This is a genomic window from Kitasatospora sp. NPDC127116 (assembly GCF_042677365.1).
Classification (GTDB): Bacteria; Actinomycetota; Actinomycetes; order Streptomycetales; family Streptomycetaceae; genus Kitasatospora; species Kitasatospora lactacystinica.
Window position 1 is genome coordinate 12,271 of record NZ_JBHXTL010000044.1, and the last position, 20,635, is coordinate 32,905.

At 74.4% G+C, this 20,635-nt stretch carries 17 protein-coding genes and 1 riboswitch; of the genes, 7 read left to right on the forward strand and 10 right to left on the reverse strand.

Annotation, left to right across the window (positions count from 1 at the left end; all coding sequences use genetic code 11):
* Window positions 1-161 precede the first annotated feature (161 nt).
* The 3 genes from ACFVHV_RS19370 to ACFVHV_RS19380 are packed head-to-tail and all read right to left on the reverse strand — an operon-like array spanning window position 162 to window position 3,831.
* Complete coding sequence (locus ACFVHV_RS19370; protein ID WP_359907785.1) at window positions 162-887, reverse strand: bifunctional 4-hydroxy-2-oxoglutarate aldolase/2-dehydro-3-deoxy-phosphogluconate aldolase; 726 nt, start codon at window positions 885-887, stop codon at window positions 162-164.
* Window positions 884-2,530: a D-aminoacylase gene (locus tag ACFVHV_RS19375; RefSeq protein WP_359907788.1), complete on the reverse strand. Its 1,647-nt coding sequence runs from the start codon at window positions 2,528-2,530 to the stop codon at window positions 884-886. The genes ACFVHV_RS19370 and ACFVHV_RS19375 overlap by 4 nt, the downstream gene beginning before the upstream one ends.
* A complete protein-coding gene (locus ACFVHV_RS19380; RefSeq protein ID WP_359907790.1) occupies window positions 2,530-3,831 on the reverse strand; it encodes an amino acid deaminase in 1,302 nt (433 codons plus the stop codon). The genes ACFVHV_RS19375 and ACFVHV_RS19380 overlap by 1 nt, the downstream gene beginning before the upstream one ends.
* Before the next feature lie 230 nt (window positions 3,832-4,061).
* On the opposite strand from ACFVHV_RS19380, the gene ACFVHV_RS19385 reads away from it, so the two are divergent.
* The 4 genes from ACFVHV_RS19385 (at window position 4,062) to ACFVHV_RS19400 (ending at window position 7,293) form a co-directional block, all read left to right on the forward strand.
* The gene (locus tag ACFVHV_RS19385) at window positions 4,062-5,201 is read left to right on the forward strand and encodes a sugar kinase (RefSeq protein ID WP_380352353.1); all 1,140 of its coding nucleotides are present in this window, start codon (window positions 4,062-4,064) and stop codon (window positions 5,199-5,201) included.
* Window positions 5,202-5,232: 31 nt separating this feature from the next.
* Entirely contained in the window at window positions 5,233-5,982 is a 750-nt protein-coding gene (locus ACFVHV_RS19390; protein ID WP_359907796.1) for an IclR family transcriptional regulator, read from the forward strand.
* A 34-nt stretch (window positions 5,983-6,016) separates the two neighbouring features.
* Window positions 6,017-6,445: a RidA family protein gene (locus ACFVHV_RS19395; protein WP_359907799.1), complete on the forward strand. Its 429-nt coding sequence runs from the start codon at window positions 6,017-6,019 to the stop codon at window positions 6,443-6,445.
* 128 nt (window positions 6,446-6,573) lie between these two features.
* Window positions 6,574-7,293: a DUF2470 domain-containing protein gene (locus tag ACFVHV_RS19400; protein WP_380352355.1), complete on the forward strand. Its 720-nt coding sequence runs from the start codon at window positions 6,574-6,576 to the stop codon at window positions 7,291-7,293.
* 64 nt (window positions 7,294-7,357) lie between these two features.
* On the opposite strand, the gene ACFVHV_RS19405 is transcribed toward ACFVHV_RS19400, so the two are convergent.
* Window positions 7,358-8,908, reverse strand: coding sequence for an APC family permease (locus tag ACFVHV_RS19405; protein ID WP_380352357.1), 1,551 nt, complete (start codon window positions 8,906-8,908; stop codon window positions 7,358-7,360).
* A gap of 387 nt (window positions 8,909-9,295) precedes the next feature.
* Complete coding sequence (locus tag ACFVHV_RS19410) at window positions 9,296-10,288, reverse strand: peptidoglycan DD-metalloendopeptidase family protein (protein WP_380352358.1); 993 nt, start codon at window positions 10,286-10,288, stop codon at window positions 9,296-9,298.
* A 2-nt stretch (window positions 10,289-10,290) separates the two neighbouring features.
* Window positions 10,291-10,491, reverse strand: a riboswitch (cyclic di-AMP (ydaO/yuaA leader).
* Between the two features lie 291 nt (window positions 10,492-10,782).
* On the opposite strand from ACFVHV_RS19410, the gene ACFVHV_RS19415 reads away from it, so the two are divergent.
* Window positions 10,783-12,324: an MFS transporter gene (locus ACFVHV_RS19415; RefSeq protein ID WP_359907810.1), complete on the forward strand. Its 1,542-nt coding sequence runs from the start codon at window positions 10,783-10,785 to the stop codon at window positions 12,322-12,324.
* 7 nt (window positions 12,325-12,331) lie between these two features.
* Here the strand turns inward: ACFVHV_RS19415 and purB are convergent, their stop codons facing one another.
* Window positions 12,332-13,771: an adenylosuccinate lyase gene (purB, locus tag ACFVHV_RS19420; RefSeq protein ID WP_359907812.1), complete on the reverse strand. Its 1,440-nt coding sequence runs from the start codon at window positions 13,769-13,771 to the stop codon at window positions 12,332-12,334.
* 109 nt (window positions 13,772-13,880) lie between these two features.
* Between purB and ACFVHV_RS19425 the strand changes: the two genes are divergently transcribed.
* Window positions 13,881-16,010, forward strand: coding sequence for a HelD family protein (locus tag ACFVHV_RS19425; RefSeq protein WP_380352360.1), 2,130 nt, complete (start codon window positions 13,881-13,883; stop codon window positions 16,008-16,010).
* A gap of 49 nt (window positions 16,011-16,059) precedes the next feature.
* On the opposite strand, the gene ACFVHV_RS19430 is transcribed toward ACFVHV_RS19425, so the two are convergent.
* The 3 genes from ACFVHV_RS19430 to ACFVHV_RS19440 form a co-directional block, all read right to left on the reverse strand.
* Entirely contained in the window at window positions 16,060-16,515 is a 456-nt protein-coding gene (locus ACFVHV_RS19430) for a MarR family transcriptional regulator (RefSeq protein WP_359907818.1), read from the reverse strand.
* 81 nt (window positions 16,516-16,596) lie between these two features.
* A complete protein-coding gene (locus ACFVHV_RS19435; RefSeq protein WP_359907821.1) occupies window positions 16,597-17,013 on the reverse strand; it encodes a DUF3037 domain-containing protein in 417 nt (138 codons plus the stop codon).
* Window positions 17,010-17,765, reverse strand: a complete 756-nt coding sequence (locus ACFVHV_RS19440; protein ID WP_380352362.1) for a HipA family kinase — start codon at window positions 17,763-17,765, stop codon at window positions 17,010-17,012. Before ACFVHV_RS19440 ends, ACFVHV_RS19435 begins: the two co-directional genes overlap by 4 nt.
* A gap of 203 nt (window positions 17,766-17,968) precedes the next feature.
* On the opposite strand from ACFVHV_RS19440, the gene ACFVHV_RS19445 reads away from it, so the two are divergent.
* Window positions 17,969-19,327 (forward strand): NAD(P)/FAD-dependent oxidoreductase, encoded by a 1,359-nt coding sequence (locus tag ACFVHV_RS19445; RefSeq protein WP_359907826.1) that lies wholly within the window; start codon window positions 17,969-17,971, stop codon window positions 19,325-19,327.
* A gap of 79 nt (window positions 19,328-19,406) precedes the next feature.
* Here ACFVHV_RS19445 and ACFVHV_RS19450 read toward each other — a convergent pair whose 3' ends face one another.
* Entirely contained in the window at window positions 19,407-20,606 is a 1,200-nt protein-coding gene (locus tag ACFVHV_RS19450) for a GDSL-type esterase/lipase family protein (RefSeq protein WP_380352364.1), read from the reverse strand.
* Window positions 20,607-20,635: the final 29 nt, after the last annotated feature.

Genomic DNA, 20,635 nt, shown 5'->3' on the forward strand with positions numbered 1-20,635 from the left:
CCGATTCTCGTCCAATCCCGGCCGTCCCGACAGCCCACCTCGCCCCGCCACCGCCTTCTTCACGGGGCCCGCACCCGCGCCGCCTTCTTCACGGGACCATCGCCGCCTTCTTCACGGGACCCGCACTGCCTTCTTCACGGGACCCGCGGCGACGGCGCCCCCTACGAGGCCGACGCCGCGCAGGCCGCCGTGAACGCCCGGGCCCGCCGGGTGATCTCCGCCCAGTCCCCCGCCGCGACCACGTCCGGCGGGACCACGTCCGTCCCCGCGCAGACCGCGAGCGCGCCGTGCGCCAGGAACTCGGCGGCGTTGCCCGCGTTCACTCCACCGGAGGCCACCAGCGGCACGTCGGGGTAGGGGCCGCGCAGGTCCTTGAAGTAGCCGGGGCCGAAGGCCCGGGCCGGGAAGATCTTGACGGCGGCGGCGCCGAGGTCCACCGCGTGCGCGACCTCGGTCGGGGTGAGCGCCCCGAGCACCACCGGCACCCCGGCGGCGGCCGCCGCCTCGGCGACCTCGGGCCGGCAGCCGGGGGTGACCAGGAAGGCCGCCCCCGCCCCGACCCCGCGCCGGGCCTGCTCCGCGGTCAGCACCGTCCCGAGGCCGACCCGCCAGCCGGCCTTCGACGCCTTCAGCAGATGCTCCGTCACATTCGGTGTGGTGCAGGTGAATTCGGTGAGGTTGATGCCTCCCTCGGCCAGGGCGGCGCAGAGCGCGGCGGCGTCCGGGATCCGGGGTGCGCGGACCACCGCGATCACCGGGTCGTCGCGCAGGAAGGAGCAGCCGGTAGCGGCGGCGGAACCGGTCACGGAGAGACCGGTCGCGGACGGACCAGCCGCGGACGGACCGGCCGGGGCCGGGAGATCGGTCGGGGCGGAGAGCTCGGTCATATGGCCAGGGTTCCTCGATCGGTGCGGCGCAGGGCGCGCCCGGGCCGGGCGCCGGTGGTGCGACCCTGCCGGACGACGGCGGTGCCGTTGACGTACACGTACTCGATGCCCTCGGCGGGCAGCCGGGGGCTCTCGAAGGTGGCGGCGTCCCGGACCTTCCCGGGGTCGAGGAGCACCAGGTCGGCGTGGTGGCCGGGGGCGATCCGGCCGCGCCGGTCCAGCCCCAGCCGGGCGGCCGGGCGGCCGGTCATCCGGGCGATCGTCTCCTCCAGCGTCAGCACGCCCAACTCCCGGCTGTAGTGGCCGAGGTAGCGGGGAAAGGTGCCCCAGGCCCGCGGGTGCGGCCGGGCCCCGACCAGCAGCCCGTCGCTGCCGACGGTGTGCGCGGGGTGGCGCATGATGGCCCGGACGTTCTCCTCGTGCCCGACGTGCTGGAGGATCGTGGTGGACAGTTCGTCCCGGCGCAGCAGGTCCAGGAACACCTCGGTGCCGGTCCGTTCCTCCTCCTCGGCCAGTTCGGCGACGGTGCGGCCGACCGCGCCGTCGAGCGCGGCCGAGCGGACGCCGGAGATCTGGATCGTCGTCCAGTCGGTGACCACGCCGTGGCAGCCGTCGCTGCCCTTCTCCTCCACCTCGTACCGGATCCTCGCGCACTGCGCGGGGTCGGCGAGCCGCGCCAGCGTCGCGGCCGGGCCGCCCTCGGTGGCCCAACTCGGCAGCAGGGCGGCCAGGGTGGTGGATCCGGGCAGGTAGGGGTAGCTGTCCAGGGTGAGGTCGACGCCGTCGGCGAGCGCCCGGTCGAGAAGCTCCAGCAGCTCGCCGGCCCGGCCCCGGTTGACCCCGAAGTTCATCGTGGCGTGGGTCAGGTGCAGCGCGCAGCCGCTCCGCCGGGCGATCTCCACCATCTCCGCGTAGCCCTCCAACGCCCCGGCGCCGTAGGAGCGTTGGTGCGGGGCGTGGAAGCCGCCGTAGGCCGCGACGACGGTGCACAGCTCGATCAGCTCGGCGGTGTCGGCGTACATTCCGGGGGTGTAGCTGAGGCCGCTGGACATGCCGACCGCGCCGTCCAGCAGGCTCTTCGCCAGCACCTGCCGCATCCGGTCGAGTTCGCCCGGGGTGGGCGGACGGTCGGCCCAGCCCATGGCGAGCATCCGCAGCGTTCCGTGCGGGACGAGGTAGCAGGCGTTGACGGCCGTTCCGGTGCGGTCGATCCGGTCCAGGTAGCCGGCGACGTCCCGCCAGTCCCAGTCGAAGCCGTCCGGATCGCCGTTCCAGCCCGCTGTCTGGCGGCGCAGCGCGGGCAGCGTGACGTCGTCCACCGGGGCGTAGGACAGGCCGTCCTGGCCGAGGACCTCGCAGGTGACGCCCTGGGTGACCTTGGCCGGGTGCTCGGGTTCGAGCAGCAGGGCGAGGTCGGAGTGGGCGTGCATGTCGATGAAGCCGGGGGCCAGCACCAGGCCGTCGGCGTCCACCCGGTCGGGCGCGTCGAGGCCCTCGCCGATCTCGGTGATCAGACCGTCGGCGATCCGGACGTCGGCCCGGTAGCGCTCCGCGCCGGTGCCGTCCACCACGGTGGCGCCCCGGAAGACGGTCGCGCCGCCGCCGTCCCGCCCACCCGTGGCGGACGTTCTCTCCCCGGGCATCAGAAGAACGTCCTGACCAGGCCGGTGACCTTCGGCTCGGCCGCGTCCGCGGAGTCCAGCACCGGGATCGCCGTCCACTTGTCGAAGGCCGTGCACGGGTGCGAGACGCCCAGCCGCAGCACCGCGCCGATCGGCGCGAGGTCGCCCGCGTCGCGCAGGAAGGCGTGCTGGTCGTTGAGCGCGGTGATCCGCGCTGCCGTTCCGGTCAACTCCACTCCGCCGCGCACCCGTTGCGGCTCGGGCAGGCCCTCGTCGAAGGGCAGGTCGCGCTTGCCGGCGTCCAGCAGCGCGAGCTGCGGCTCGGGCCGGGACACCACCCGGGCCCAGCCGTGCAGCGCGCCGCGGAACGGCGTCCGCCCACCGTCCCGGGCGAGCGGCGAGATGCCGCGGTAGAAGCCGTCGTCGTGGGCGATGTACGCGCCCGAGCGCAGCACCGTGAACGCCTCCGGCAGGTCCGCCAGTTCCTCGACCACCAGGTCGAAGTAGGCGCTGCCGCCGGCCGAGACCACCGGCCGGGTGCCGTCCGGGTAGGCGCTCGCCAGCCGGCCGTGCAGGTCGCCCAGCTCCCGCAGGTAGCGGCGGACGGCGGCCAGCCCCTCGGCCGAGGCGTCGTGCGCGATCGCGCCCTCGTACCCGCCGACGCCCGCCAGGCGCAGGGTGGGGGCGCGCAGCACGGCGGCGGCGACCTCGACGGCGGCGTCCGCGCCGCGGGCGCCGGTCCGTCCGCCGGGGCCGCCGAGCTCGACCAGCACCTCGACCGGCCGCTCGGCGCCGGCGGCGCGCAGCGCCTCGTCCATCAGCCGGACGCTCTCGGTGGAGTCGACCCAGGACAGGAAGGCGAAGTCCGGGTCGGCGGCGAGTTCGTCGGCGAGCCAGGCGAGGCCGGCCGGGTCGAGCAGGGTGTTGGCGAGCAGGATGCGCTGCACCCCGAAGGCCCGGGCGACCCGCACCTGGGGCAGGTTGGCGAGGGTGATGCCGTGGCTGCCGGCGTCGAGCTGCGCCTGCCAGAGGGCGGGCGCCATGGTGGTCTTGCCGTGCGGGGCGAGCGCGACGCCCGCCTTGGCGCACCAGTCGGCCATGGTGCGGACGTTGTGGTCGACGGCGGCGCCGTCGAGGGTGAGCATCGGGGTGCCGAGCGAGGAGAGGGTGGGGCCGGTGGCGAGCCATTCCCGGGTGCTGCGGCCCCACGACTGCGGTGGAGCGGCTTTGAACCGCCAGTCGAGCGGCTCGTCGGCCAGGGCGGCCACCGCGCCACGGGCGATGCCCGGTCCGGTGACACTGCTTGCGAAGGTCTGCTCCACCGTGTTCCTCCATCCGCACAGGTTGCAACATGCGCAACGAGGGTTGCACATGCTGGCAGCACGGTTCTAGCATCGGCGCCGGATCAAGGTCAACGGACCCGACTCCCGGTCAACGGGGTCGGCTCACGTGAGCGCTCTCGGACGACGCGGCACTCACACGCTCACACGCAGCGGAGTCGGCCCGGTGGGCCCGCTCTCGACGGAACGGCCGCAGACGAGGAGCCCCGCACATGCCGCGACAGGACACCAAGGGCCCGACCCGCCCCGGCCCTCCCCCGACGGCCGTGTGCGTGGGCGAGTCGATGGCCGTCCTGCTGCCGGACCGCCCGGGCCCGCTGGAGTCGGTGGAGAGCTTCCGGCTCTCGGTCGGCGGAGCGGAGTCCAACGTGGCGGGCGCACTGGCCGCCCACGGCGTGCCGACCGCCTGGATCAGCCGGGTCGGCGACGACGGCTTCGGCCGCCGGCTGCTCGCCGAGGTGGCCGCCCGCGGCGTGGACGTCTCGGCGGTCGCGGTCGACCCGCACCGCCCGACCGGCCTCTACCTCAAGGAGGTCGGCGGAAGCACCGGCGACCGCCACGACCTCGGGCCCGGCCGCAGCCGGCTGCACTACCACCGGCGCGGCTCCGCGGCCGCCGCGCTCTCCCCCGACCTGCTCGCCGCCCCGGCCGCCGCCGCCCTGCTGACCGGCGCCCGGCTGCTGCACCTGTCCGGGATCACGGCCGCGCTCTCCGACGACTGCCTCGCCCTGCTGCGCGCCCTGCTCGCCGACCGCCGGCCGCACCGCCTGGTCAGCTTCGACCTCAACTGGCGCCCCTCGCTCTGGCGCGAGCGCGACCCGGCCGTGCTGCCGCCGCTGCTGGACGCCGCCGACCTGCTGCTGCTCGGCGCCGACGAGGCCGAGGCCGCCTTCGGCACCGGCGACCCGGCCGCCCTGCGCCGCCGCTTTCCCGCCCCGGCCACCCTCGTGGTCAAGGACGCCGCCCGCCAGGTGACCGCCCTGGAACGGGACGGCACGGCGGTCACCGAGCCGGCCCTCGCGGTCGAGGTGGTCGAGGCGACCGGCGCGGGCGACGCCTTCGCGGCCGGCTACCTGGCCGGCACCGTCCGGGGCCTGGACCAGCGGCGCCGGCTGCGGCTCGGCCACCTGAGCGCCGCCTGCGCGCTGACCGCCCACGGCGACCAGGCCGAGCTGCCGGACGCCGCCGTGGTGGCCGCGCTGCTCGACGCCTCGCCCGCCCAGTGGGCCGCCACCCGGGTGACCGCGGAGGGCATCACCGGCCCGGCCCTGCCCGCCGACGGCGCGCGTCCCGCCGACCGCACACCGTCCGCCGGACCGCCGCCGGCCGCCGACCGGGCCCGGGCACAATGAGCGGGAACCCCGGCCCTCGAAGCGGAGCACGATGAGTCAGACCGTCACCCGCGCCCTGCGCATCCTCGCCGAGCTCGGCGAGGGCGAGCGTTCCCTCGACCAGCTCGCCGAGGTGCTCGGCGTCCACAAGACGACCGTCCTCCGGCTGCTGCAGAGCCTCGAAGAGGAACGATTCGTCTATCGCGACGCGAGCTACCGCTACCACCTGGGCGCCGGCCTCTTCGCACTCTCCGGCCTGGCCCTGGAGCAGCGCGGCGTGCGCCGGATCGCCGCCCCGCACCTGGCCGAGCTGAACGCCGCCACCGGCCAGACCGTGCACCTGGCCGCCTACGAGGGCGGCGAGGTGGTCTACATCGACAAGTTCGACTCCCGCCACCCGGTGCGGATGTACTCCCGGATCGGCCTGCGCGCCGCCCTGCACAGCGCCGCCGTCTCCAAGGTGCTGCTCGCCGACCTGCCGCTGCCCGAGCGGCGCCGGGTGGTGGCCGGGATCGACTTCACCCCGCACACCGCGCGCACCCTGACCACCCCCGAGGCCCTGCTCGCCGAGCTGGAGAAGGTCGCCGCCCAGGGCTGGGCGCAGGACCACGCCGAGCACGAGGCCTTCATCAACTGCGTGGCCGCACCCGTCCGGGACGCCAGCGGCCGGGTGGTGGCCGCCGCCTCGATCTCCGTCCCGGACGTCGTCCTGCCGTACGAGCAGGTGCTGGACCTGCTCCCGCAGCTGCTCGCCACCACCCGCGCCGTCTCGGCCGACTGCGGCCGCCCCGACCACAACTGACGAACCGTCGACACAGTTAAGGAATCCGAATCCCATGACCTCCGAGCACCTCCGGAACGGCGAGAAGACCGAGATCCGCACCGACGGCGCCCCCGCTCCCGCCTGGATGTTCTCCCAGGGCGTCCGCAAGGGTCCGATCCTCCAGGTCTCCGGCCAGGGCCCGCAGGACCCGGCCACCGGCGAGTACCTGCACCACGGCGACGTGAAGGCGCAGACCCGCCGCACCCTGGAGAACGTCAAGGCCATCGTCGAGGCCGGCGGCGCCACCGTCGAGGACGTGGTGATGTTCCGCGTCTACCTGACCAAGCGCGCCGACTTCCCGCTGATGAACGAGGTCTACGCCGAGTTCATCGACGAGAACATCAAGCCCGGCGGCGTGAAGCCGTGCCGCACCACCGTCTTCGTCGAGCTGCCGCAGGAGCCGATGCTGGTCGAGATCGACGCCCAGGCCGTCGTCGGCTGACGCACCGCCGCACCGAGGGGCCCGGACGCCGCAGTCGCGTCCGGGCCCCTCGCCCGTCCGGCGGCCTGCTTGCCACGCCTCCACCCGCACATTAGGTTAGGCTCACCTAACTAACTGGAGGTCCGTCCATGAGCCTGCCCACCGGCGACACCGAGGTCCCCGAGCCCACCACCGCCGAACGGATCCACAGCCTGCTCAGCACGACCTCCTCGCTCACCGTCCGCGCCCTCGGCGAGCACCACCACCTGAACACCCCGGTCTCCGTGCACGGCTCCCGGCTGCGCCTGCGCACCGCCCTGGACGACCCGCTCACCACGGCCGCCATCGGCGCCACCGACGGTCTCGCCGTCGTCCTCGACGTCACCGACATCGCCCCCGTCGCCGTCCGCGACCGGGTCCGCGCCCGCCTCACCCTGGCCGGCCGGCTCCACCTGGCCCACCTCGCCGACGACGGCCTCGGCGTGCACCTGCGGGTGGACGTCGCCCACGCCGTCCTCGCCACCCCGTACGGCACCGGCGCGATCACCGCCGCCGACCTCGCGCTCGCCGGCCCCGACCCGCTGGCCCGGCACGAGGCCGCGCTGCTCACCCACTTCGCCGACGACCACGCCGAGGGGCTCGACGTCCTGACCCGGCTGCTCGACCCGGCCGTGCTCACCCACGACCCCGAGGTCCGCCCGCTCGCCCTGGACCGCCACGGCCTGGTGCTGCGCCTGGACCACCCGCACGGCCACCGCGACGTCCGCCTGGTCTTCCCCGAACCGGCCCGGGACACCGAGGACTTCGGCCACCGGATGCACGCGCTGCTGGCCGCCGCCCAGTACGGCCTGCCGGTCCACCGGCGCTGAACCCGGCGCACCGCGAGCGCCGGCCGGTGACCGCTCGACCGCGCCCCCAGCACCACCCGCCCGGTCACCGCTCGACCGCGTCCTCCAGCACCACCCGCCCGATCCGCGCGTACAGCTCCGGCCGCCAACGGCGCACCGCCAGCGCCAGCCCGACCCCGCCCGCGAACACCCCGATCACCAGGTACGGGATCAGCCGGAACAGCAGCGTGTGCGCCGCCGCCCCGGCCGCGGCGTCCTTGTTGAGCACCAGCAGCACCACCACCCCGGCCATCGCCACCCCGCCCACCAGCGGTGCGACCAGCGTCCGGAACCAGTGCGCGGTCTCCGGGTGCCGCCCCCGCACGTGGAAGTACCCGACCACGGCGAAGGAGCAGAGCGTCTGCACGACCAGGATCGCCATCGTCCCGAGCAGCGCCAGCAGCGTGTACAGGTGGACGTACGGGTCCATCCCTGCCGCCAGGAACCCCGCCACCAGCCCCACCGCGATCACCGACTGCACCACCGAGGCGACGTGCGGCGAACCGTGCCGCGCATGGGTGCGGCCGAGCGCCGGGTGCAGCAGCCCCTCCCGGCCGATCGCGTACAGGTACCGGGCCGCGCACTGGTGGAAGGCCATCGCGCAGGCGAACGAGCCGGTGACGACCAGCCATTGGAACACCTTCACCGCCCAGGCCCCCAGGTGCGCGCCGAGCGGGTCGAAGAACAGGCTGTTGCCGTCCTTGCCCGGCACGGCGCCGCTCGCCACCGCGACCGCCCGCCCGACGCCGTTGCCGGACACGATCATCCAGGACACGAAGACGTAGAGCAGCCCGACGCCGATCACCGACACCAGCGTCGCCCGCGGCACCACCCGCTTGGGGTCGCGGGACTCCTCGCCGTACATCGCGGTGGACTCGAATCCCACCCAGGACCAGAACGCGAAGAACAGGCCGAGCCCGGCCGCCGCCGCGCCCGAACCACCCACCCCCCTCAGCGCGTTCAGCGGGTTCACGGCCCCGACCACGATCCCGTCCGGCCCGCCGCCGGAGAACAGCACCGCGAACGAGACCGCCCCCAGCACCCCGATCTCCAGCACCAGCGCGACCCCGAGCACCTTGGCCGTCAGGTGCAGGTCGAACCAGGCCATCACCCCGATCACCGTCGCCCCGAACAGCGCGTACCAGCCCCAGCCCAGGTCCAGCCCCAGCTGCGAACGGACCAGCCCGCGCAGCGAGTACGCGAAGAAGCCGAGGGCCGAGGCCTCGGTGACGACGTACGCCAGCACCGCGAGCAGCCCCGAGGCCATCCCGACCACCCGGCCCAGCCCGTGCGAGACGTAGCCGTAGAACGCGCCGGCCGCGGTGATGTGCCGGGCCATCGCCACGTACCCGACCGAGAACACCGTCAGCACCACGGTCGCCACGACGTACGCGGCGGGCGCGCCGGCGCCGTTGCCCTGCCCGACGATGATCGGCAGGTTGCCCGTCATCGCGGTGATCGGGGCGGCGGTGGCGAGCGCCATGAACACCACGCCGACCAGGCCGACCGAGTCCGCCTTCAGCCGGTCGACGCCGCCCGTCCCCGGCCGCTCCCGCCCGGCCTTCTCCCCCGCCACGTCCCCGCTCCGGACCGCCATCCGGCCTCCTCGCCTCCCGGACCCGCCCGACCGCCGGACCGGCCGGACGCTGACCGTCCGACAGCATGGCGCGCCGGAGCAGCCCCGCGATCGGGCCGACGGCCCTCCGGAGCAGTCGGGTTGACGCCGCGTTCGACCGGTCGAACGACGCTCCGGAACCCGCCGGACGGCCGGGGCACGACCGGACGGGCCCGGAAACGGCAGCGGCCGGCCCGGCCGTACGAGGAGGTCCTCGTGCGGCCGGGCCGGCCTGGGCGTGTCCCGCGCCCATGTCCGCCGTGCGGCGATCACCCGGTCGAGCGGTCACCCGACATGACCATCCCGGAGGATCGATTCGCCCCGCAGCAGCGGTGGTTCCGAAAACCCTCGGCGCTCAGCGGCCCCGGATCAGAGCGCGACGCCGTGCGCGCGCAGGTAGGCGACCGGGTTGATGTCCGAGCCGTACTCCGAGCCGTTGCGGATCTCGAAGTGCAGGTGCGGGCCGGTCACGTTGCCGGTGGCGCCGGAGAGGCCGATCTGCTGGCCGGCGGTGACGGCCTGACCGATCCTCACGCCGATCGAGGAGAGGTGCGCGTACTCGGCGTAGTGGCCGTCGGCGAGCTTGATCTCGACCTCGTTGCCGTAGGCGCCGCCGTTGCCGGCCTTGACCACGACGCCGTTGGCGACGGCGCGCAGCGGGGTGCCGGTGGAGGCGACGAAGTCCTGGCCGGTGTGGTGGCCGGAGGCCCACATCGAGCCGGCCACGCCGTAGGCGGTGCCGAGCCTCGGGTTGGCCAGCGGGGCGACGAAGCCGGAGGTGGCGGCGGCGACCGGAGTGGCGGTCACGACCGCAGCCGGAGCGGCGACCTGCAGCTGGGTCTGGAGCTGGGCGGACGGCTTGGCGGCCTCGGTCTTCACCTGGACCTGGGCCTGCGGCTTGGCGGCCTGGGTCGCCGGGGCGGCCGGCTGGGCGGGCTTCGCCGGGGCGGCCGGCTTGGCCGGGGCGGCGTCGGCGGCCGGCGCGGCGGCGTGGCCCGACAGCGCGAGCTGCTGGCCCGGGAAGATCAGGTTCGGGTCGGCACCGACGACCGAGCGGTTCTGCTCGTACAGCGCGTGCCAGCCGCCCTCGACGTTCTTGGCGTCGGCGATCTTGGACAGGGTGTCTCCGCTGACGACGCGGTAGCTCTCCTGCGCGGCCGGGGTGGCCGGGGCAGCGGCCGGCGCGGCCGGCTTGGCGTCCGTGGAGGCGGCGGCCTGCGCGGCCGGGGCGGCCGGAACGGTGTGGGCCTGGGCGCTCACCGCGGTGACGAGCGGGAGGGCGAAGGAGACACCGGTGACGGCGGTCGCGATGCCGATTCGGGCGGCGCGGGGCAGGGCGATACGACGAGCCTGAGCAGGCATGGAATTTTCCTCTCCGACGCCTGCGAGGTGAGCTGTCGGGTTCGGGCTGGAGTTGCCCGGCCGCATGCGCGGCTTCACCCCTAGCCGGTCCTGGACGCCCGCGCCCTGAGGCGCGAACTCCGGTCCGGCGACTTACCTGTGGGTCCCCCGCTCCTGCCGTACAGAGTTCGTTTCGAACCACCGGGCAGCGGCAGGACTCGGCGTTCCACCCGGTGGATCCGTCCGGACTGGCCGGGCGGTCGCTGAACTAAAACCCATCCGTTCGGGTGAAGCAATGTCGATCTCTTGAAAGGGCAACCATCTCCCCCGTTCCGGTGACCCTCCGCAGACCGGACCCCACGGTGCGTACACAACCCATTCACCCCCCGCCACTGATCCACGACCCTGCGCCGAGATCGGCGACGGAACGCAGCCACCCGTTCACGCACCGCCGACCGTCAACACACCCACCGGTGACCCTTGTCACGTGCGCCCCGGCAGCGCAGGATTCGCCCGTGGCCACCTCCGAGGCCGGCACCCTGCGCCTGGGCACCGCGCAGGGTCGCTGGGTACTACTGGCGACCGTGCTCGGCTCCAGCATGGCGATGCTCGACGGCACCGTCGTGAACGTCGCCCTGCCCCGGATCGGCGCCGACCTCGGCGCCTCCCTGGCGTCCCTGCAATGGACTCTGAACGCCTATCTGCTCACCCTGGCGGGCCTGATCCTGCTCGGCGGCGCGCTCGGCGACCGGTACGGGCGGCGCAAGGTCTTCCTGATCGGCGTGGTCTGGTTCGCCATCGCCTCCGCGGCCTGCGCCGCGGCGCCGAACATCCACGTGCTGATCGCCGCCCGCGCCGTCCAGGGCATCGGCGGGGCGCTGCTCACCCCCGGCTCGCTCGCCATGCTCCAGGCCGTCTTCCACCCCGACGACCGCTCGGCCGCGGTCGGGCTCTGGTCCGGCCTCGGCGGGGTGTCCGCCGCGATCGGCCCCTTCCTCGGCGGCTGGCTGGTGGACGGCCCCGGCTGGCGCTGGATCTTCCTGCTGAACCTGCCGCTCGCCGCCGCCGTGATCGCGGTGACCACCCGGTCGGTGCCGGAGACCCGGGACGAGGCCGCCACCGGCCGCTTCGACGTGCTCGGCGCCGTGCTCGCCGCCCTCGCGCTCGGCGCGATCACCTACGCGCTGACCGCGGCCGGCGAGGGCCTGTCCCCGGCGGTCTGGGTCAGCGGGGTGATCGGGGTGGCGCTCGGCGTCGCCTTCGTGGCCGTCGAGCGCCGCGCTCCCGAACCGATGCTGCCGCTCGGGCTGTTCTCCTCCCGGCTGTTCACCGCGGTGAACCTGGTCACCCTGTGCGTGTACGCGGCGTTCAGCGGCGTCTTCTTCCTGCTGGTGGTGCAGCTCCAGATCGTGTCCGGGTTCTCGCCGCTGGTGTCGGGCTTCGCCCTGGTGCCGATCACCGTGCTGATGCTGGCGCTGTCCGCGCGCGCCGGGCGCCTCGGCAAACGGATCGGCCCGCGCGTCCCGCTGACCGTCGGCCCCCTGCTGTGCGCCGCCGGGGTGCTGCTGATGCTGCGCATCGGCCCCGGCTCCTCGTACTGGGTGGACGTGCTGCCCGCCGTCACGGTGCTGGGCTGCGGGATGACGCTGCTGGTCGCGCCGCTGACGGCGACCGTGCTGGCCGCCGTCGAGGTCCGGCACGCCGGCATCGCCAGCGGGGTCAACAACGCCGCCGCCCGCGCGGCCGGCCTGCTCGCGGTGGCCGCCCTGCCGGCGCTGGCCGGGCTGAGCGGCGACGCCTACCGGGTGCCCTCCGCGGTCGACTCCGCCTTCCACACCGCGATGCTGATCTGCGCGGGCCTCCTGGTGGCCGGCGGGCTGATCGCGGCCGCGACCGTACGGGGCAATGTGCTCGCCCCCGAGGAGCAGCCGGTGGCCGAGCCGAACTGCGACTGGCCGTGCGGACCCACCGCCCCGCCGCTCGACCCCGGCCACGTCCCCACGACGAGCGAGGGCCCCGCCACCGGTCCGGCGGCAGGGCCCTCGACTCTGAACTGACCGAACGTCAGAGGATGTCGGCCGGCGCGTACTTGGCGGCCTCCGGGTAGGCGGCCGCGACGGCCTCCACCTGGCGGACGACCTCGGCGACCTGGGCACCGGCCGCGCCGGTGAAGGACAGCCGGTCGGCCAGCAGCGCGTCCAGCGCGGCCCGGTCCAGCGGGATCCGCTCGTCGGCGGCCAGCCGGTCCAGCAGCTCGTTCTCCCGGGCGCCCGCGCGCATCGCCAGCGCGGAGGCGACGGCGTGCTCCTTGATGACCTCGTGCCCGGTCTCCCGGCCGACGCCCGCGCGCACCGCGCCCATCAGCACCTTCGTGGTGGCGAGGAACGGCAGGTAGCGGTCCAGCTCGGCCTCGATCACGGCGGGGAAGGCGCCGAACTCGTCGAGGACGGTCAGGAAGGTCTCCAGCAGGCCGTCGAAGGCGAAGAACGCGTCCGGCAGCGCGACCCGGCGCACCACCGAGCAGGAGACGTCGCCCTCGTTCCACTGGTCGCCGGCCAGCTCGCCGGTCATCGAGGCGTAGCCGCGCAGGATGACGGCCAGGCCGTTGACGCGCTCGCAGGAGCGGGTGTTCATCTTGTGGGGCATCGCGGAGGAGCCGACCTGGCCCTCCTTGAAGCCCTCCGTGACCAGCTCGTGGCCGGCCATCAGGCGGATGGTCTTGGCCAGGCTGGACGGCGCGGCGGCCAGCTGGACGAGGGCGGTGAGCACCTCGAAGTCCAGCGAGCGCGGGTAGACCTGGCCGACGCTGGTCAGCACGTTCTCGAAGCCGAGGTGCCCGGCGACCCGGCGCTCCAGCTCGGCCAGCTTGTCGGTGTCGCCGCCGAGCAGGTCCAGCATGTCCTGGGCGGTGCCGACCGGGCCCTTGATCCCGCGCAGCGGGTAGCGGGCGATCAGCTCCTCCAGGCGGCGGAAGGCGACCAGCAGCTCGTCGGTGATCGACGCGAACCGCTTGCCCAGGGTGGTGGCCTGCGCGGCCACGTTGTGCGAGCGGCCGGCCATGACCAGCTCGGAGTGCTGGGCGGACAGCTTGGCCAGACGCACCAGGACGGCCACCGTGCGGTCGCGCACGTGCTCCAGGGACTGGCGGATCTGGAGCTGCTCGACGTTCTCGGTCAGGTCCCGGGAGGTCATTCCCTTGTGGATCTGCTCGTGCCCGGCGAGGTCGCTGAACTCCTCGATCCGGGCCTTGACGTCGTGGCGGGTGACCCGCTCACGGGCGGCGATCGAGCCGAGGTCGACCTGGTCGATCACCCGCTCGTAGTCGGCGACGGCGGTGGCCGGCACCTCGACGCCGAGGTCCTGCTGGGCCTTCAGGACGGCGAGCCACAGGTGGCGCTCGAGGACCACCTTGTGCTCGGGGGACCACAGCTGGGCCAGGGTCGCCGAGGCGTACCGGGAGGCCAGGACATTGGGGATCTGGGGCTTCGCGCTCACGCTTCGCAAGAGTAACAGCCGAGGTCACGCCGAACGTCGGCGGCCGGGGTAGGCTGGGTCAATTGAGCGCCTTTCAGATGGCGCACCGCAACCTTCTCACCGCAAGGATACCACACCGATGAGCGAACATCCAGTGGTCCCGGGAAACCCCGGCGACGCCCTCGCCGCGGCCCTGCGCACCGAGCAGGCCCGCCTCACCCGGCTCTACTCCCGGCTCGACACGGTGCGCGAACGGGCCCGCCGCACCGCCGACGGCGCCCACGACGGAGCCGCCCCCGGCGGCACCCACCAGGCCCGGCTGGAACGCGAGGTGCGCGCCCGCGAGGCCGCCCGCCACGCGGCCCGGCTGGACGCGGTCGAACGCGGCCTGTGCTTCGGCCGCCTCGACGAGCGCGACGGCACCGTCCACTACATCGGCCGCACCGGCCTGACCGACGACGCGTACGAACCGCTGCTGCTCGACTGGCGCACCCCGGCCGCCCGCCCCTTCTACACCGCGACCCCCGCCCGTCCGGGCCCGGTCGTGCGCCGCCGCCACCTGCACACCCGGGGACGCACCCTCACCGGGCTGGACGACGAGGCGCTCGACCTCGCCGGGCTGGACGAGTCCGGCCGGCGCGGCCTGGTCGGCGAGGCCGCACTGCTCGCCGCCCTCGGCCGCGAGCGCACCGGCCGGATGGGCACCGCCGTCGCCACCATCCAGGCCGAGCAGGACCGGGTGATCCGCTCCCCGCTGCCCGGCGCCCTGGTGGTCCAGGGCGGCCCCGGCACCGGCAAGACGCTGGCCGCCCTGCACCGCGCCGCCTACCTGCTGTTCACCCACCGCGCCGCACTGGAGCGCCGGGGCGTGCTGGTGATCGGCCCCAACCCCGGCTTCCTGCGGTACATCGACCAGGTGCTGCCCGCCCTCGGCGAGACCGAGGTGGTGCTGCGCACCGTCGGCGAGCTCCTCCCCGGCGTCACCGCCACCCGCACCGACGCGCCGGCCGCCGCCCTGGCCAAGGGCGGCCCCTGGATGGCCGGGGTGCTCCGCCGCGCCCTGGCCGCCCACCAGACGGCCCCCGCCGACGGCCTGGACCTCGGCGACGGGCTGCGGGTCTCCGCCCGGACCTGCGCCGAGGCCCGGGACGCCGCCCGAGGCCTGCGGCTGCCGCACAACCGGGCCCGCGGCTTCTACCTGAGCACCCTGCTCGACGCCCTCGCCATCGCCCAGGCGCTCACCCTCGGCCGCCCGTACGACGACGAGGAGGCCCACTACGCCCCGCGCGAGCTGTGGGAACGGCCGGACGTCCGCGCCGCGCTCGACCCGCTCTGGCCCCGGCTCACCGCCCGGCAACTGATCGAACGAATGCTCACCGACCGGGAGTTGCTCACCGAGACGGCCCCCGACCAGGCATCCGCCCTGCTCCGCCCGCCCGGCTCGGACTGGACGGTCGAGGACGTCCCACTGCTCGACGAGGCCGCCGAACTCCTCGGCACGACACGGGAATCCGCCCCGACCGACGACGACCCGGACGAACTCGCCTTCGCCCAGGGCGTGCTGACCATCACCGGGCAGACCGACGACGCCCTGCTGGACTCCGCCGCCCTCGCCGAGCGCTTCCGTGACAACGGCCCGTACCGCTCCACCGCCGAACGCGCCGCCGCCGACCGCACCTGGGCGTACGGCCACGTCGTCGTGGACGAGGCGCAGGAGCTGTCCGCGATGGCCTGGCGCGCCGTCCTGCGGCGCGTCCCGACCAGCTCGCTCACCATCGTGGGAGACCTCGCCCAGACCGGATCGCCCGCCGGCGCCCGCGGTTGGGCCGACATGCTCGACCCGCACCTGCCCGGCCGCTGGCGCGAGGAACGGCTGACCGTCAACTACCGCACGCCGGAGCCCGTCATGGCCCTCGCCACCGCCGTGCTGCGCACCGCCCTGCCCGACCACCGGCCGCCCGAGTCCATCCGCCCGGGCGCCGAGCGGCCCCGCGCCATCCCCGTCCCGGACGGCGACTTCGCCGCGGCGCTCACCCGGCTGCCCGGCGGCCCGGGCACCCTGGGCGTGATCGCCCCGGACACCCTGGCGGCCGAGCTGGACGCGCTCACCGTCGCGGACGCCAAGGGGCTGGAGTTCGACGCGGTGGTCGTCGTCGAGCCGGCCGGACTCGCCCCGCGCGACCTCTACGTCGCCCTGACCCGGACCACCCGCTCACTCACCCTGCTCCACCACCGGCCGCTGCCACCGGAACTCGCCGGGCTGCTCTGACCGGGACGGCGCGCGGGCGGCGCGGGCGGCGCGTTCTCTTCTGCGCGCGCTACTGCGCGCCGCCCGTACGGCCGGCCAGCACCGGCAGCACCTGGGCGCAGATGGAGTGCAGCGCGATCCGCTGCTCGTCGTCCATCGCCTCGAAGGCCTGGTGGGTCCGGGCCATCTCGCCGCGGATCCGGTTGAGGATCTCCCGGCCCTCGGCCGTGATCACCACGATCTTCACCCGGCGGTCACCGGCCGCCGCCTCCCGGTTGGCCAGACCCAGCGACTCCAGCCGGTCCACGATCCCGGTGACGTTCGACGCGTCACAGCCCAGCCGCCCGGCCAGCGCCCGCATCGGCACCGGCTCCTGCACCGCGCCCAGCGCCTTGGCCTGCGAGGAGGAGAGCCCGTGCCGGGCCGCGGCCGCCGCGAAGTCCTGGAAGTACGCGGCACCGACGGCGGCCAACGCCTCCATCAACTCGGCGTTGGTCGGTACGGTCGTCGTCGCTGTCGAACCCATGGGGCCAGCGTACGGCCAGGTGCTTCAGTATCTCAAGCTTTGACCAGGGCAACCGTCGACGAACCGCCCCGGCCCCCGGTGTCAGAGCACCAGCTGGTCGAACAACCGCCGCAGCTCCGCCTCCGGATCCGCGGTCAGCCCGGTGTGCACGGGCCCCGGCTGGACGATCGCACTGCGCGGCGCGGTCAGCCAGCGGAACCGCTGCCCGGGGCTGTCCCCCGCCGCCGGACCGGCCTGCGGCCCGCCGTGGCAGACCGCCTCGATCCCGTGCAGCGCCCGCCGCACGCCCTGGACGTCCGCCACCGGGTCCAGCGCCAGCAGCCGGGCCTGGTCCAGATGGGTACGGGCCGCCAGGTGCGAGCTCTGCCGGCAGTACAGCAGCACCCCGACGTTGACGCACTCGCCGCGCTCGACCCTCGGCACCGCGCGGATCACGGCGTACTCGTAGTCGTGCAGTTCGACGGTGGCCGGCAGCGCGGACAGCGCGGGCTCGGTCATGCGGGCACCTCCGGCAGCCAGTCGCGCGGACCGGCCAGTCGCTCGGTCAGCTGGGCACGGTACGCGGCGCGCACCTCGTCGGGCGAGTCGAAGCCGAACTCGTCCACCAGCCAGACCTCGGGGATCTGCGCCACCGCGCCCTCGATCGCCGCCTCGGCGAGCGGCGCGAGCGCCTTGTCGGCCGCCGCCAGGTCCGGCCTGGCCCGCAGCAGCGCGTGGTCGGAGGCGTCGTACGGACGGCGGACCCAGGAGGCGGCGCCCGGCCAGTTGTGGTGGAAGATCAGGCTCGCGCCGTGGTCGATCAGCCGCAGCCCACCGGTGGCCACCAACAGGTTGGGATTGCGCCAGGAGCGGTCGACGTTGCCGATCAGCGCGTCGAACCAGAGCACCTGCCCGGCGAGCTCCGGCTCCACCTCGAAGCAGAGCGGGTCGAAGTTGAGCGCGCCGCTGACGAAGGCCATCCCGAGGTTGGTCCCGCCGCTGGCCCGCATCTGGTCCTGGACCTGGTGGTCCGGCTCGCTGCGCGCGAGCACCGGGTCCAGGTCGACCGTCACCAGCTCCGGCACCGGCAGCCCGAGCCGCCGACCGAGTTCCCCGGCCAGCACCTCCGCGACCAACGCCTTGCGGCCCTGCGCCGCACCGACCCATTTCAGCGCGTACAGCCGCCGATCGTCGGCCTCGACCAGGCCCGGCATCGAGCCGCCTTCTCGCAGTGGCGTCACGTACCGGATCGCCGTCACCTCGGGTAGCACGGCCAACAGCCTATCGGTGTCGCCACCCCGCCCGCTCCGACCCCACCGCCGCGCCGCCCCTCTCCCCCACCCGCCGCGCTGCTCCCCCACCGCCGCACCGCCGCTCTCCCCCACCCCCACGGCCCCATCCCGGTGGCAGCCCCCGCTGCTCCGTGCGAGTGTGGCGGACAGTAATGGGGACCTTCACGGCAAAGGGATGAGCGATGGAACGACCTCGGATCCTGATCGTGGGCGGTGGCTTCGCCGGCCTGGAGTGCGCCCGCCGACTCGAACACAAGCTGTCACCGTCGGAGGCCGAGATCTCGCTGGTCACGCCGTTCAGCTACCAGCTCTACCTCCCCCTCCTCCCCCATGTCGCGGCCGGCGTCCTGACCCCGCAGTCCGTGGCCGTCTCCCTGCGCCGCTCGCTGCGCCGCACCCACATCGTCCCCGGCGGGGCCATCGGCGTGGACCCGGCCTCCAAGGTGTGCGTCGTCCGCAAGATCACCGACGAGGTGGTCGCGCAGAAGTACGACTACCTGGTGCTCTCCCCCGGCAGCGTCACCCGCACCTTCGACATCCCCGGCCTCACCGACTACGCCCGCGGCATGAAGACGCTCGCCGAGGCGGCCTACGTCCGCGACCACGTGATCGCCCAGCTCGACCTCGCCTCCGCCACCCTGGACCAGAAGGAGCGCGAGTCCCGGCTCCAGTTCGTGGTCGTCGGCGGCGGCTACGCGGGCACCGAGACGGCCGCCTGCCTCCAGCGCCTGACCACCGCCGCCGCCCACCGCTACCCGCGCCTGGACGCCCGGCAGATCAAGTGGCACCTGATCGACATCGCCCCGAAGCTGATGCCGGAGCTGGGCGATCCGCTCGGCGAGGCCGCCCTGGAGGTGCTGCGCGAGCGCGGCATCGAGGTGTCGCTGGGTGTCTCGGTGGCCGAGGTCGGCGCCGAGACCGTCAAGTTCACCGACGGCCGGGTGCTCCCCTGCCGCACCCTGATCTGGACCGCCGGCGTGGCCGCGAGCCCGCTGATCGGCACCCTGGACGCCGAGACGGTCCGCGGCCGGCTCGCCGTGACGGCGGAGATGCGGGTGCCGCAGTTCGAGGGCGTGTTCGCGATCGGCGACGCCGCCGCCGTCCCCGACCTCGCCAAGGGCGACGGCGCGGTCTGCCCGCCGACCGCCCAGCACTCCGCCCGCCAGGGCCGCGCGGTCGCGAACAACCTGATCGCCTCGCTCCACGGCCGCCCCCTGGAGCCGTACTACCACAAGGACTTGGGCCTGGTCGTCGACCTCGGCGGCAAGGACGCGGTCTCCAAGCCGCTCGGCGTGGAGCTGCGCGGGGTGCCCGCCCAGCTGGTGGCGCGCGGCTACCACCTGATGGCGATGCGGACCAACGCGGCCAAGTTCCGGGTGGGCGCCAACTGGCTGCTCAACGCGACCGCGGGCGACGACTTCGTCCGCACCGGCTTCCTCGCCCGCCAGCCCGCCCGCCTGCAGGACTTCGAGTACACCGACGCGTACTTGACGAAGGACCAGGTCCGCGCGCACGCCCAGTCGCTGCTCGCCAAGGGCTGAGCGACGGCCGTACGGCGCCCCCGTGGCCGAGGCTGCGGGGGCGCCGTGTCACGCGGTCGGCGCGCCGTCGGGCGCGCGGTCACCGAGCGGTGAGGTACATCCCGCCCGCGTCCTGCCCGGCCGTGTTGCGGCACGCGTAGTCACCGCTCGGACGCGCCCACAGCAGCGTCAGGCAGCGCCCGACCGCCTGCTGGCCGTAGTAGTTGGGGTGCATCGACTCCTGCAGCACGCCCTGCGTGGAGTTGAGCCCGCCGTCCAGGAAGCGCGCCCACTCGCTGGTGGTCGCGGACGGGCCGGTGCTCGCGGTCGGCTGCTTGGTGGCCGTCGAGCAGACCTCGCGGCCCTGCAGCATGTCCGACAGGTCCAGGAACTGCGCGCCCTTGGCAGCGGCGACGCCCGCCAGCGCCCGGGAGATCTGCGGCACCATGGAGTCGCGGGCCCAGTCGGCGTCCCCGTCCCAGAACGGGCAGCCGCCGGTGTTGGAGCGGGTCCAGCCGCTCTCCGGGTAGCGCATCTCGGCGCCGCGCGGGATCGGCGACGGGTAGGACTGCAGCACCAGGCGGTAGTCCGACTGCGCGTAGCCGGCGTCGGCCATCACCGCGCGGACCTCGTCGACCGCCTTGCCGACCCCGGCCATCGCGGCGGGCATCCTGTCGTCGATCTGGGACTGCGCGGAGTAGTGGCAGTAGGAGTACCAGACCAGGTAGTCCTTCACGCAGGTGGAGATGACGTCCGAGAAGCCCAGGTCGTTGCCGCCGATCGACAGGGTGATCAGCTTGACGTTGTTCTGCCGTGCCACGGTGGCGAGTTGGTCGGCCTGCGGGGCCTCGCCCTTGAGCGACTGGCCGCCGTTGGAGGCGCGGAAGACGTTCGCGCTGACGGCTCCGGAGCAGGCCAGGTCGATCTCGTTCTGGGCCCCGGTCGAGGCGCTGAGCACCTCGGAGACGTCCGAGCGGTCGCATCCGCTCGCGGCGGTGGCGCCGTAGACCCGCGAGGCGTCGTACGCGCTGCCGGTCCAGGCCCGGTCGGTGCCGTTGCGGCTGCCGCTGGTGCCGGCCGAGTTGCCCTTCCAGCGGCCGGCCTCGCCGGAGATGTAGCTGTCGCCGAGCGTGACGCTGGCGGTGGGCCCGGACGGCACGGCGGCCGGTGCGGCCGGTGCGGCGGAGGCCGGCGAGGCGACGGCCAGGCCCGCGACGACGAGCGGGAGCGCGAGGGCTGCGGCCAGCAGCCGCCGGCCGGGACGACGGGTACTGCGGGTGCTGCGGGTGTTGCGGGTCATGCTCGAACAGTTCTCGGGCACTGCGGAAC